Source organism: Rhizobium rhododendri, assembly GCF_007000325.2.
Classification (GTDB): Bacteria; Pseudomonadota; Alphaproteobacteria; order Rhizobiales; family Rhizobiaceae; genus Rhizobium; species Rhizobium rhododendri.
The window spans coordinates 2493030-2506967 of record NZ_CP117267.1; the positions used below are offsets into that span (position 1 = coordinate 2493030).

8 protein-coding genes are annotated in these 13938 nt (G+C 61.0%); all 8 read left to right on the plus strand.

The genetic code is table 11. From position 1 onward, the window contains the following. The first annotated feature begins 9 nt into the window (after window positions 1-9). The 8 genes from PR018_RS12115 to PR018_RS12150 all read left to right on the plus strand — a co-directional run bounded on the left by PR018_RS12115 (window position 10) and on the right by PR018_RS12150 (window position 13931). Entirely contained in the window at window positions 10-2427 is a 2418-nt protein-coding gene (locus PR018_RS12115) for a circularly permuted type 2 ATP-grasp protein (RefSeq protein ID WP_142830546.1), read from the plus strand. Window positions 2428-2430: 3 nt separating this feature from the next. Beyond that, on the plus strand, window positions 2431-3309 hold the full coding sequence (locus PR018_RS12120; RefSeq protein WP_142830544.1) for a transglutaminase family protein: 879 nt from the start codon (window positions 2431-2433) through the stop codon (window positions 3307-3309). Between the two features lie 120 nt (window positions 3310-3429). Then, window positions 3430-4620: a pilus assembly protein gene (locus tag PR018_RS12125; RefSeq protein ID WP_142830542.1), complete on the plus strand. Its 1191-nt coding sequence runs from the start codon at window positions 3430-3432 to the stop codon at window positions 4618-4620. Window positions 4621-4898: 278 nt separating this feature from the next. Further along, window positions 4899-7358, plus strand: a complete 2460-nt coding sequence (locus tag PR018_RS12130; RefSeq protein WP_142830540.1) for a glycogen/starch/alpha-glucan phosphorylase — start codon at window positions 4899-4901, stop codon at window positions 7356-7358. Beyond that, entirely contained in the window at window positions 7358-9565 is a 2208-nt protein-coding gene (glgB, locus tag PR018_RS12135; RefSeq protein ID WP_142830538.1) for a 1,4-alpha-glucan branching protein GlgB, read from the plus strand. Before PR018_RS12130 ends, glgB begins: the two co-directional genes overlap by 1 nt. Window positions 9566-9585: 20 nt before the next feature. Then, on the plus strand, window positions 9586-10848 hold the full coding sequence (gene glgC, locus PR018_RS12140; RefSeq protein ID WP_142830536.1) for a glucose-1-phosphate adenylyltransferase: 1263 nt from the start codon (window positions 9586-9588) through the stop codon (window positions 10846-10848). Between the two features lie 4 nt (window positions 10849-10852). Beyond that, on the plus strand, window positions 10853-12295 hold the full coding sequence (gene glgA / locus PR018_RS12145; protein ID WP_142830535.1) for a glycogen synthase GlgA: 1443 nt from the start codon (window positions 10853-10855) through the stop codon (window positions 12293-12295). Between the two features lie 4 nt (window positions 12296-12299). Continuing rightward, the gene (locus PR018_RS12150; RefSeq protein ID WP_142830533.1) at window positions 12300-13931 is read left to right on the plus strand and encodes an alpha-D-glucose phosphate-specific phosphoglucomutase; all 1632 of its coding nucleotides are present in this window, start codon (window positions 12300-12302) and stop codon (window positions 13929-13931) included. Window positions 13932-13938: the final 7 nt, after the last annotated feature.

Genomic DNA, 13938 nt, shown 5'->3' on the forward strand with positions numbered 1-13938 from the left:
GAGAACGCGATGTCCAAGAAACCGGCAACTGTAGGTACGGAAAAGGCAACGGCTGACATCGGCATCGATCCGGCCTTTGCCTATGCCGCCATGCCCGGCGTCGCAGACGAGATGGTCGACAAATCCGGCGCCGTGCGTCCCGTCTGGCAGAAGTTTCTGGCGGGCCTCAGCCGCATGCCGGAAAAGGAGCTGCACGAGCGCTTTGCCCGCGCCGACCGTTATCTCCGCGATGCCGGCGTCTTCTACCGCGACTACGGCACCAAGGGTGTCACCGAACGCAACTGGCCGATATCGCATATTCCAGTGCTTATCGACGAGCGTGAATGGCAGACCCTGTCGGAAGGCCTGGTGCAGCGCGCGAACCTGCTGGAAAAGGTCATCGCCGACATCTACGGCGACAACACCCTGGTCAAGGAAGGCTATCTCCCACCGGCTTTGGTGGGCTCCAACCCGGAATTCCTGCGACCGCTGGTCGGCGTGAAACCGGCGGGCGGCCACTATCTGCATTTCCTGGCTTTCGAGATCGGCCGTGGGCCAGATGGCAACTGGTGGGTGCTGGCCGACAGGACCCAGGCCCCGTCCGGAGCGGGCTTCGCGCTTGAAACCCGTGTTGCCACCACCCGTGCCTTTTCCGATCTCTATGCCGATGCCAGCGTGCATCGGCTCGCCTCGTTCTTCGGCGCCTTCCGCGATACGTTGCAGGCCATGAAGCAGGGCGGTGACGGCAGGATCGCAGTTCTCTCGCCCGGCCCCGCAAACGAGACCTATTACGAGCACGCCTATATCGCCCGCTATCTCGGCTTTATGCTGCTCGAGGGCGAAGACCTGACAGTCGTCAACAATCAGGTGATGGTACGAACCGTCGCCGGACTGAAGCCGATCAGCGTCCTCTGGCGTCGCCTGGACTCCAACTATGCCGACCCCCTGGAACTCGCGCAGCACTCGCATATCGGCACTCCCGGCCTTGTCGAGGCGTTGCGCTCGCAATCGGTGACCATCGTCAATGCGCTTGGCTCCGGTGTCCTCGAGACGCGGGCGCTGCTGGCCTTCATGCCGACCATATCGCGCCACCTGCTGGGCGAAGAGCTGAAACTGCCGTCGATCGCCACCTGGTGGTGCGGCCAGAAGGCAGAACGTGCCCAGGTCGCCCGCAACATCGAGAAGATGGTGATCGGGCCGGCCTATTCCCGCCTGCCCTTCTTCGACGACAACGGCCAGTCCGTGCTCGGCTCGACCCTGCGTGCCACGGCAAAGGAATCGATTGCCGACTGGCTGAAGAGCGACGGCCGCAAGCTGGTTGGACAGGAGGTCGTCACCCTGTCGACCACTCCGGCCTGGATAAACGGCAAGCTGCAGCCGCGGCCGATGAGCCTGCGCGTTTTCGCCGCTCGCACCGAGAACGGCTGGAAGATCATGCCCGGCGGCTTTGCCCGCATCGGCAGCGGCGACGATGTGGCCGCCATCGCCATGCAGGCCGGCGGCTCGGCCGCCGATGTCTGGATCGTCAGCGACAAACCCGTCGAGCGCCACACGCTGTTGCCGGCCGAGGAAACTTTCACGCGCAACATGCCCGGAAGCCTCCCGAGCCGCGCCGCCGACAACCTGTTCTGGCTGGGCCGCTACATCGAGCGGGCCGAAGGCGCGCTGCGCATCCTTCGCGCTTGGCATGGCCGTTTCGCAGAATCCGCCGATCCCAAGCAGCCGCTGCTGGCAGACGTCAGCGACTATCTCGGCATCGTCGACATCGACACCAAGGAGGCTGTGCCGGAAACCCTGCTGCGCAATATCGAGAGCGCCGTCTATTCCGCTAGCAACATCCGCGACCGCTTTTCACCCGACGGCTGGCTGGCCCTCAACGATCTCGCCAAGACCGCCCGCCGTTTCAAGGACCACGTGAAGGCCGGCGACGACGCCAGCCATGCGATGACGATCCTTTTGCGCAAGCTTGCAGGCTTTGCCGGTCTGGTGCACGAAAACATGTACCGCTTCACCGGTTGGCGCTTCCTGTCCCTCGGTCGCTACATCGAGCGTGGCCTGTTCATGACTCGTGTACTCGGCCATATGTCAGGCCCGGATGCGCCGGACGGATCGCTCGACATGCTGCTGGAGATCGGCGACAGCGTCATGACCCACCGTCGGCGCTACAACGTCAACACCGCGCGGCTGACGGTCACCGACCTCCTGGCGCTCGACCCGCTCAATCCGCGCTCGATCCTGTTCCAGTTGAACGAGATCCACCGCGAGGTGGCGCAACTTCCCGGCGCCACCGTCAATGGCCAGATGTCGCCCTTCTGTCGCGAGGCACTCAGGCTACAATCGGGCCTGGCAGTGTTGACGCCTGAAACCATGACGGCCGACGCCTACCAACGGCTTGAGCGCGAACTCGAACATCTGTCGGACCTTCTGGCTCACACCTATCTGGGATAGATCATGCAATACGACCTGTCCCTGAAAATGGGCTATACCTACCAGATCCCGGCCTCCAACGCCCGTCACATGCTGCGGTTGCTTCCCCTGTCGCTGCCGGGCCGCCAGCGGCTGGTAGCGGGTTCCCTGACGATCTCGCCTGTCCCGGAAGAGCAGAGGCTGTTTACCGACTTCTTCCTGCATCCGACGACCTCGCTCCTGGTGCGCAAGCCCCATGAAAAGCTCGAGATCCGCATGAAGGCCCGCGTACACGTCGAAAGCCTCGCAACCACGGCAGATTTCTCGCCGCTTCTGCCGGACCTTGCAGACGAGATCGCCGATTGCTGGTCTGTCGATGCGCTGTCTCCGCACCATTTCCTGAGCGCCAGTCCGCGCCTGTCGGAAAGCACCGAGATTGCCGACTATGCCCGCCAGTGGGCATCGAGCCCGCTAACGGTGATGCAGATCGTCCGCGCAATGTGCTCTAAGATCTACGAGGACTTCACCTATGACGGCAAGGCGACGAATGTCGACACGACGCCGAACGAGGCCTTCAAGCTGAAACGCGGCGTCTGCCAGGATTTTTCACACATCATGATCATCGCGCTGCGCAGCCTCGGCATCCCCGCCGGCTACGTCAGCGGCTTCCTGCGCACCATCCCGCCACCCGGCAAGACGCGGCTCGAAGGCGCCGATGCAATGCACGCCTGGGTGCGCGCATGGTGCGGTGAAACCGTCGGCTGGATAGAGCTAGATCCGACCAACGATATACCGGCAAGCACAGACCACATCGTCGTCGCCTACGGCCGCGACTATTCCGATGTCGCACCGGTCATCGGCGTGGTGAAGAGCTACGGCAGCCAGAAGATCGACCAGGCAGTCGACGTCATTCCGCTCGGCTAGATTCCCAAAACTGGAATATGCGACCGGATCGCTCAAATCGTACCTAAGTTGTCAATGCAATGAAAAGGATTACCCGACTAGGGTACCCAGAGTTGTGGGGCAATACCTTAGGTGAACATGATGAGCACCAATTTCAGATCCGGTTTCGGCTTGCGCCGTTTTTTCAGCGACCGGAGCGGCAATTTCGGCATTCTGACGGCGCTAGCGGTGCCCGTCGTATTTGCCGGCGCCGGAGTGGCGGTAGACGTCTCCAACATGGTGTTGTCGAAGAACCAGGTTCAAAATGCGACCGATGCCGCAGCACTGGCGACAGCCAGCGCTTTGGCCGCTGGCGACATTGACAGCACCACGGCAACGCAATTTGGCAAGGACTTCGTCACCGGTCAGATGGCCAACTATATGGCGGGCGACGCCACAGCCTTGGCAGCGATCAAGTCGAGCACCACCGTCAGTGTGACGCAAGCCGCCAATGGTGCAACAGGCAAGATCTTCAGCGTATCGGTCAGCTCCGGATATAACATGAACGTCAACGGCCTGACCCGTCTCTTGGGCTTGAACACCGTCAAAATCGGTGCGGGCAGTTCAACGTCGAGCGCCACGGAAAGCAAGAACGCGCTGTCGATGTATCTGGTACTCGACCGGTCCGGCTCGATGGACGAAGACACTGCGACCGTCAACGCCACGACTCCGACGAAAACGGTATGCGATTTAGCAATCGGCAACTTTTGTTTCCGCCAACGGACCGTCACCAACTACTACAGCAAAATGGAATCTCTCAAGATTGCCGTGACCAATCTCACCGCGCAGTTGAAGAAAGCTGATCCGAACATGCTCTATGTCCGAACCGGCGGCGATTCCTACAATAACCAGGCCCAAACCGCATCGGCCCTGACCTGGGGAACGTCAGACATCAGTTCCTATGTCAACAAGTTAACTGCTGATGGCACAACCGATTCAAGCGGCGCCTTTAAAAATGCATACGAAGCTCTGATAGCTTCGACCGAAGACACCGCCCATCACAACAAAAACGGCCAGGTTCCAACCAAATATATCGTTTTCATGACGGATGGCGACAACAACGTTGCCAATGCCGATGCTACGACCAAAACATATTGCGATAAGGCCAGAACCGCAGGCTTCCAAGTCTACACAGTAGCGTTGATGGCGCCTTCAAACGGCCAGGCCTTGCTCAACTATTGCGCGACCTCGCCATCAACTTACTTCAAAGCGGAAAATTCCGATGACCTGATTGCGGCCTTCAAGGCAATCGGCGAGAAAGCCACGCTGCAGTTGACGTTGATGACCAAGTAGCGAGTTCGCTCTACCTTATCACCCAACCACCACACCCGCTCCACCCCTCGGAGCGGGTTTTCTTTCGCGTCCAGGGTGTTGCTTGCTGCCGAAATCAGCCCTTTGGCGCGCGCAATTGACGTGCCGCACCAACCTCTCCGGCTATTTTCCGCTTTCGCGATATTCCTTTGTTGCAACTGCTCTATATCGGTGCATAAACTGGAGGCAGAGACGCGTTCGGAAAACGATTTATTCAGATTTAACACTCTGATTACAAATCATAAATGGCGAGACCAACCATGAATACGATTTCAAAGGCCTCACTCCCCGCGCCCGCGCCCCGCAGTTCCCGTCCTGAGATTCTGGCCGAAGAAATCATCGAGCGCCTGACCTACCGTATCGGCAAGGATGCCAAGGTCGCCAAGCCGCACGACTGGCTCACCGCAACCATCCTCGTCATCCGTGACCGGATCATAGACCGCTGGATGGAATCCACCCGCAAAACCTACGCATCCGGCGCCAAGCGCGTCTATTACCTGTCTCTGGAATTCCTCATCGGTCGCCTCATGCGCGATGCCATTTCCAATCTCGAATTGATGGAAGAGATCACCGAGGCCCTCACCTCGCTCGGTGTCGACGTCAACGTCATCGCCAGCCTCGAGCCTGATGCAGCGCTTGGCAACGGCGGCCTCGGCCGTCTCGCCGCCTGCTTCATGGAGTCGATGGCCACGGTCGACGTGCCCGCCTACGGCTACGGCATCCGCTACGTGCACGGCCTGTTCCGCCAGCAGATGGCAGATGGCTGGCAGGTCGAACTGCCGGAGACCTGGCTGGCGCACGGCAACCCTTGGGAATTCGAGCGCCGCGAGAGTGCCTACGAGGTTGGCTACGGCGGTGCCGTGGAAATCGTCGCCGGCAACGAGGATGCGCCGCGCTATGTCTGGAAGCCCGCAGAGCGAGTGATCGCGGCGGCCTTCGATACACCCGTCGTCGGCTGGCGCGGCAAGCGCGTCAACACGCTGCGCCTGTGGGCAGCCCAGCCGATCGATCCGATCCTGCTCGACGCCTTCAACGCGGGCGATCATATCGGCGCACTGCGCGAGAGCAACAAGGCTGAAAGCCTGACCCGCGTCCTCTACCCGGCAGACGGCACGCCGGCCGGCCAGGAACTGCGCCTTCGCCAGGAGTTCTTCTTCTGCTCTGCCTCGCTGCAGGACATTATCCGCCGCCACCTGCAGCAATATGACGACCTGACATCGCTGCCGGACAAGGTCGCCATCCAGCTGAACGACACCCATCCGGCCGTCTCCGTTCCGGAACTGATGCGCCTGCTGGTCGACGTCCACGGCTTCGAATTCGACGCCGCCTGGGACATCACCCGCAAGACGTTTTCTTACACGAACCACACGCTGCTGCCGGAAGCGCTGGAAAGCTGGCCGATCCCCTTGTTCGAACGGCTGCTGCCGCGCCACATGCAGATCGTCTACGCGATCAACACCACAGTGCTGCTCGAAGCGCGCAAGGTGCACAACTTCACCGACGCCGAGATCCGCAGCGTTTCGATGATCGACGAGAGCGGCGAACGTCGCCTGCGGATGGGCAACCTCGCCTTCATCGGCTCGCATTCCATCAACGGCGTGTCTGCCCTGCATACCGAGCTGATGAAGGACACGGTTTTCGCGGACTTGAACAAGCTCTATCCCGACCGCATCAACAACAAGACCAACGGCATCACGCCGCGCCGCTGGCTGATGCAGTGCAATCCGGGGCTGACAAGCCTGATCCGCGAAACCATCGGCGACGCCTTCATGGACGATGCCGAGAAGCTTAAGCCGCTCGACGCTTTCGCCGGCGATGCCGCCTTCCAGGAAAAATTCGCCAAGATCAAGCGCGACAACAAGGCTCGTCTTTCCAATCTGGTCGCCGGCCGCATGGGCATCAAGCTGGATCCGAATGCCATGTTCGACATCCAGATCAAGCGCATCCACGAATACAAGCGCCAGCTCCTCAATATCGTCGAGACCGTGGCCCTCTACGACCAGATCCGATCGCATCCCGAACTCGACTGGCAGCCGCGCGTCAAACTGTTCGCCGGCAAGGCGGCGCCGAGCTATCACAACGCAAAGCTGATCATCAAGCTGATCAACGATGTCGCCAAGGTCATCAACAACGACCCGTCGGTGCGCGGTCTCCTGAAGGTCGTATTCATTCCGAACTATAACGTCTCGCTTGCCGAAGTGATGGTGCCCGCTGCCGACCTGTCGGAGCAGATCTCGACCGCCGGCATGGAAGCGTCCGGCACCGGCAACATGAAATTTGGCCTCAACGGCGCGCTCACCATCGGCACGCTGGACGGCGCGAATGTCGAGATGCGCGACAATGTCGGCGCCGACAACATCGTCATCTTCGGTCTTACCGCCGAGCAGGTTGCCAAGGTCAGGACCGACGGGCACAACCCACGCCAGGTGATCGAGCAGTCCCGCGAACTGGCACAGGCGCTGGCTGCCATCTCCTCGGGCGTATTTTCGCCGGACGACCGCAATCGCTACACCGACCTGATCGAAGGTATCTATGCCCATGACTGGTTCATGGTTGCTGCCGATTTCGACAGCTACGCCGCCGCCCAGCGCGACGTCGACCTTCTCTGGGCTGATAAGGCGACCTGGTACAACAAGACCATCTGCAATACGGCGCGCATGGGCTGGTTCTCATCCGACCGGACCATCCGCCAGTATGCGGATGAGATCTGGAGAGCTTGATGAAGAAACGAAAAGCCGGCGCTGAAGGCACGGCCGCAAAGAACGTCTCCGCCGAGACGATCGCAGCGATACTGAACGCAGAGCATACCGACCCGTTTTCGGTCCTCGGGGTGCAGCAGACGGACGAAGGCTTTGTCGTCCGATGCTTCGTTCCCGGTGCCGAGGCAGTCAGCGCGACCACCATCGACGGTACGTTGATCGGCGAACTCGAAATGCTCGATCCAGCCGGATTTTTCGCAGGGCCGGTAACTCTTTCGAAGCTGCAGCCGGTGCGCTACCGCGCCCGCCGCGACGATGCGGAATGGGCCGTCACGGATCCCTATTCCTTCGGCCCCGTGCTCGGCCCAATGGACGATTATTACGCTCGCGAAGGCTCCGATCTTCGCCTGTTCGACAAGATGGGCGCCCACCCGCTGAAGCATGAAGGCGTCCACGGCTTCCATTTCGCCGTCTGGGCACCGAACGCACGCCGGGTTTCCGTCGTCGGCGAATTCAACGGCTGGGACGGCCGCCGCCACGTCATGCGGCTGCGCAGCGACAGCGGTATCTGGGAAATCTTTGCCCCGGACGTCCGGACCGGCGTCACCTACAAGTACGAGATCATCGGCAAGGACGGCGATCTGCAGCCCCTTAAGGCCGATCCCTATGCACGACGCGGCGAGATGCGTCCGAAGAACGCATCGGTGACGACGCCGGAACTGGTGCAGGACTGGGAAGACGATGCCCACAGAAAGCATTGGTCGGATGTCGACCACCGTCGCCAGCCGATTTCCATCTACGAAGTGCATGCCGGCTCCTGGCAGCGCAACGACGATGGCACGATGCTGTCCTGGGACGAGATGGCCTCACGGCTGATCCCCTACGTCGTCGACATGGGCTTTACCCATATCGAATTCCTGCCCATCACCGAGCACCCCTACGATCCCTCCTGGGGCTACCAGACCACCGGTCTCTATGCCCCGACGGCCCGGTTCGGAGAGCCCGAAGGCTTTGCCCGCTTCGTCAACGGCGCCCACAAGGTCGGCGTCAGCGTCATCCTAGACTGGGTGCCGGCGCACTTTCCGACCGACGCCCACGGCCTCCGGCATTTCGACGGCACGGCCCTTTACGAGCATGCCGACCCACGCCAGGGCTTTCATCCTGACTGGAACACCGCGATCTACAATTTCGGTCGCACCGAGGTCGTCTCCTACCTGCTCAACAACGCCGTCTACTGGGCCGAGAAATTCCACCTGGACGGCTTGCGCGTCGATGCCGTCGCCTCGATGCTCTACCTCGACTATTCGCGCAAGCACGGCGAATGGGTGCCCAACGAGTACGGTGGCAACGAAAACCTCGAGGCCGTTCGTTTCCTCCAGGAGATGAACAAGCGGCTCTACGGCAGCCACCCCGGTGTCATGTCGATCGCCGAGGAGTCCACCTCTTGGCCCAAGGTTTCAGCACCCGTGCACGAAGGCGGACTGGGATTCGGCTTCAAGTGGAACATGGGCTTCATGCACGACACGCTGAGCTATCTTGCCCGCGAGCCCGTGCATCGCAAGCACCACCACAGCGAACTGACCTTCGGCCTGATCTACGCCTATTCCGAAAATTTCGTTCTGCCGATTTCCCACGACGAAGTGGTGCACGGCAAGGGCTCGATGATCGCCAAGATGGCCGGCGACGACTGGCAGAAATTCGCCAACCTGCGCGCTTTCTATGGCTTCATGTGGGGTTATCCCGGCAAGAAGCTGTTGTTCATGGGCCAGGAGTTTGCCCAGTGGAGTGAATGGAGCGAGGAGCGAGCGCTCGACTGGAACCTGCTGCAATACCGCATGCACGAGGGCATGCGCCGGCTGGTGCGCGACCTCAACTTCACCTACCGCAGCAAGCCGTCGCTGCATGCCCGCGACTGCGAGGGCGAAGGCTTCGAGTGGCTCGTCGTGGATGACGATACCAACTCGGTCTATGCCTGGCTGCGCAAGGCACCGGGTGAAAAGCCGATTGCCGTGATCACCAATTTCACGCCTGTCTATCGGGAGAACTATGCGCTTCCACTGCCGGCGGAGGGGCGCTGGCGGGAGATCCTGAATACCGATGCCGACATCTATGGCGGCAGCGGCAAAGGGAACGGAGGACGGGTGCAGGCCGTTAATGCCGGGGGAAGCATCATGGCCAACATCACCCTGCCGCCGCTGGCGACCATTCTGCTGGAACCGGAATTTTAAGAATCGATTGGGAGGATAAAATGGTAGAGAAACGCATTCAGCCCCTGGCGCGCGACGCTATGGCCTATGTCCTCGCAGGTGGCCGAGGAAGCCGCCTGAAGGAACTGACCGACCGCCGCGCCAAGCCTGCGGTGTACTTCGGCGGCAAGGCACGCATTATCGATTTCGCGCTGTCCAACGCGCTTAACTCCGGTATCCGTCGCATCGGCGTTGCGACGCAGTACAAGGCGCACTCGCTGATCCGCCACATGCAGCGCGGCTGGAACTTCTTCCGCCCAGAGCGTAACGAAAGCTTCGACATCCTCCCGGCCAGCCAGCGCGTTTCCGAAACGCAGTGGTACGAGGGCACCGCCGACGCCGTCTTCCAAAACATCGACATCATCCAGGACTACGGCGTCGAATACATGGTGATCCTGGCCGGCGACCACGTCTACAAGATGGACTACGAATACATGCTGCAGCAGCATGTCGACTCAGGCGCTGACGTCACTATCGGCTGCCTGGAAGTGCCGCGCATGGAGGCTGTCGGCTTCGGCGTGGTGCACGTCGACGAGCATGACCGCATCATCGATTTCGTCGAGAAGCCCGCCGATCCACCCGCAATCCCGGGCAAGCCGGAAAGCTCCTTCGCGTCGATGGGCATCTATGTCTTCCGCACCAAGTTCCTGATCGAGGAGCTGCGCCGCGATGCGGCCGATCCAAATTCCAGCCGCGACTTCGGCAAGGATATCATTCCCTACATCGTCAAGAACGGCAAAGCCGTCGCCCACCGCTTCGCCCAGTCCTGCGTTCGCTCCGACTTCGAGAACGAGCCCTACTGGCGCGACGTCGGCACCATCGACGCCTACTGGCAGGCCAATGTCGATCTGACGGCCATCGTCCCCGAACTCGATATCTACGACAAGAGCTGGCCGATCTGGACCTATGCCGAAATCAACCCGCCGGCGAAATTCGTCCATGACGACGAAGACCGCCGCGGCTCGGCCGTATCCTCGCTGGTCGCGGGCGACTGCATCATATCGGGCGCGACACTGTCGAACAGCCTGCTGTTCACCGGCGTCAGGGCGAACTCATATTCGCGCCTCGAAGGTGCCGTCGTGCTGCCGAGCGTCAAGATCGGGCGCCGGGCGCAGCTGAAGAACGTCGTTATCGACCACGGCGTCACCATTCCGGAGGGTCTGGTTGTCGGTGAGGACATCGAGCTCGACGCCAAGCGCTTCCGCCGAAGCGAAGGCGGTATCTGCCTGATCACCCAATCGATGATCGATAAACTGGATATTTGATAATATGAAAGTCCTGTCGGTCGCGTCCGAAGTCTTCCCATTGATCAAGACAGGGGGCCTGGCCGACGTTGTCGGAGCCCTGCCCGGAGCGCTTAAGAGCCACGGCATCGACACCAAAACCCTGCTGCCCGGCTACCGGGCAGTGATGAGCGTCATAAGATCACCCGTCGTCGTACATGTCTTCAGCGACTTGCTCGGCGCCCCCGCCACCCTGCTCGAGGTCGACCATCACGGCATGTCGGTGCTGGTTCTCGACGCTCCGGCCTATTTCGACCGGGCCGGCGGCCCCTATGTCGATGAACGCGGTCGGGACCACCCCGACAACTGGCATCGCTTCGCCGCGCTGTCGCTCGCCGGGGCCGAGATTGCCGCGGGAGTGATCCCGGACTGGAAGCCGGACATCGTCCATGTCCACGACTGGCAGGCCGCCATGGTGCCGGTCTACATGCGCTACAGCGAGACACCGGAAATCCCGAGCGTCGTCACCATCCACAACATCGCCTTCCAGGGCCAGTTCGGCAACGATATCTTCCCGAAGCTGAGGCTGCCGCGCCATGCCCTATCCATGGAAGGCGTCGAATACTATGGCGATGTCTGCTACCTGAAGGGCGGCCTGCAGGCAGCCCATGCGATCACCACCGTCAGCCCCTCCTACGCCGAAGAAATTCTCACCCCCGAGTTCGGCATGGGGCTGGAAGGCGTCATTGCCAGCCGCCAGAGAGACCTCCACGGCATCGTCAACGGCATCGATTCAGACGTCTGGAACCCGGACACCGATGCGATGATCAGCCAGAACTTCAGCCTCTCGAAGCTCACAAAGAGGGACGAGAACCGGCTGGCGATCATCGACCATTTCCATCTCGACAACGACAATGCCCCGATCTTCTGCATCATCAGCCGCCTGACCTGGCAGAAGGGTATGGACCTCGTCGCCACCACGATCGACGAGATCGTCGGCATGGGTGCCAAACTCGCTATCCTCGGCGCCGGCGACGCAGCACTCGAGGGTGCATTGCTCGCAGCAACCGCTGCCCATCCCGGCCGCGTCGGCATGGCCGTCGGCTATAACGAACCGATGTCGCACCTGATGCAGGCAGGCTGCGACGGCATCATCATTCCCTCCCGTTTCGAGCCTTGCGGGCTAACCCAACTCTACGGCCTGCGCTACGGCTGCGTGCCGATCGTAGCGCGTACCGGTGGGCTGAACGACACCGTCATCGACGCCAATCACGCTGCTCTACAGGCAAAAGTCGCCACCGGTGTGCAGTTTGCACCGGTCACGGTAGACGGCCTTTTGCAGGCAGTGCGCCGCGCCATCCGGCTGTTTCAGGATCGAAAACTCTGGACGCAGATGCAAAAGCAGGGCATGAAATCCGACGTATCCTGGGGAAAGAGCGCAGAGCGCTACGCCGCCCTTTATTCCAGCCTCGTCTCGAAAGGCAACTAACCCGATGATCAAAGCGGTTCCGACAACACCCTATCTTGACCAGAAACCCGGCACTTCCGGCCTGCGCAAGAAAGTCCCGGAATTTCAGCAGCCGAACTATGCCGAGAACTTTATCCAGTCGATATTCGATTCGCTGGAAGGCTTTCAGGGCAAGATATTGGTCATCGGCGGCGACGGTCGCTACTACAATCGCGATGTCATCCAGAAGGCCATCAAGATGGCCGCAGCCAATGGCTTCGGCAAGGTAATGGTCGGCAAGGCCGGCATCCTGTCGACCCCGGCCGCCTCCCATGTCATCCGCAAATACAAGGCCTTCGGCGGCATCATCCTCTCGGCAAGCCACAATCCCGGCGGTCCGACCGAAGACTTCGGCATCAAATACAACACCGGAAACGGCGGCCCTGCCCCTGAAAAGATCACCGACGCTATCTTTGAACGCACCAAGGTCATCGACAGCTACAAGATCGCCGACTTCCCCGACGTCAATCTCGACCGCATCGGCAAGGAAGAAATGCCGGGCGGCATGATCGTCTCGGTCATCGATTCGGTCGAGGACTACGCAGCGCTTATGGAAGAGCTGTTCGACTTCGGCGCCATCCGCAACCTGATCAGCCTCGGCTTCCGCATCTGTTTCGATGCCATGAGCGCAGTCACCGGCCCCTATGCCAAGGAAATCCTCGAAAATCGCCTCGGCGCACCCTCGGGATCTGTCCGCAACTTCAAGCCGCTTCCCGACTTCGGTGGCCACCATCCGGACCCGAACCTCGCCAATTGCCATGAACTCTACGAAGAGATGATGAGCGACGATGCCCCCGATTTCGGTGCGGCATCCGATGGCGACGGCGACCGTAACCTGATCATCGGCAAGGGCGCCTACGTGACCCCGTCCGACAGCCTCGCCATTCTTGCCGCCAATGCGAACCTCGCACCCGGCTATTCGCACGGCATCGTCGGTATCGCCCGCTCCATGCCGACTTCGGGGGCTGCGGACCGGGTCGCCGAAAAGCGCGGCATCGGCATGTACGAGACGCCGACCGGCTGGAAATTCTTTGGCAACCTGCTCGACGCCGGCATGGCGACGATCTGCGGCGAGGAAAGCTCCGGCACCGGCTCCAACCACGTTCGCGAAAAGGACGGCCTCTGGGCGGTGCTGCTCTGGCTCAACATCCTGGCGGTGCGCGGCGAAAGCGTTGCCGACATCATGGGCCAGCATTGGGCGACCTATGGCCGCAACTACTATTCGCGCCACGACTATGAAGGCGTCGACACGGAAGCCGCCAACGGCCTGATCGACGCGCTGCGCGAAAAGCTGCCAACTCTTCCGGGCACCAAGATCGGCAACCTGACTGTTACGTCCGCCGACGACTTCTCCTACCACGATCCGGTCGACAAGTCGGTCAGTAACAACCAGGGCATCCGCATCCTGTTCGAGGGCGGTTCTCGCATCGTCTTCCGGCTTTCAGGCACCGGCACGTCTGGCGCAACGCTGCGCCTCTACATCGAGCGCTACGAGCCGGACTCGACCCGCCACAACATCGAGACGCAGGCAGCACTTGCCGATCTGATCGCAGCAGCCCAGTCGGTTGCCGACATCAGCGGACGAACGGGTCGCCCTGCACCGACCGTCATCACCTGATCCGGCA

Excerpts from the sequence above, each read along its gene's own strand:
- PR018_RS12150 (WP_142830533.1), top strand. The coding sequence starts at position 12,300 with ATGATCAAAGCGGTTCCGACAACACCCTATCTTGACCAGAAACCCGGC.
- PR018_RS12130 (WP_142830540.1), top strand. The coding sequence starts at position 4,899 with ATGAATACGATTTCAAAGGCCTCACTCCCCGCGCCCGCGCCCCGCAGT.
- PR018_RS12115 (WP_142830546.1), top strand. The coding sequence starts at position 10 with ATGTCCAAGAAACCGGCAACTGTAGGTACGGAAAAGGCAACGGCTGAC.
- glgC (WP_142830536.1), top strand. The coding sequence starts at position 9,586 with ATGGTAGAGAAACGCATTCAGCCCCTGGCGCGCGACGCTATGGCCTAT.
- glgA (WP_142830535.1), top strand. The coding sequence starts at position 10,853 with ATGAAAGTCCTGTCGGTCGCGTCCGAAGTCTTCCCATTGATCAAGACA.
- glgB (WP_142830538.1), top strand. The coding sequence starts at position 7,358 with ATGAAGAAACGAAAAGCCGGCGCTGAAGGCACGGCCGCAAAGAACGTC.
- PR018_RS12120 (WP_142830544.1), top strand. The coding sequence starts at position 2,431 with ATGCAATACGACCTGTCCCTGAAAATGGGCTATACCTACCAGATCCCG.
- PR018_RS12125 (WP_142830542.1), top strand. The coding sequence starts at position 3,430 with ATGAGCACCAATTTCAGATCCGGTTTCGGCTTGCGCCGTTTTTTCAGC.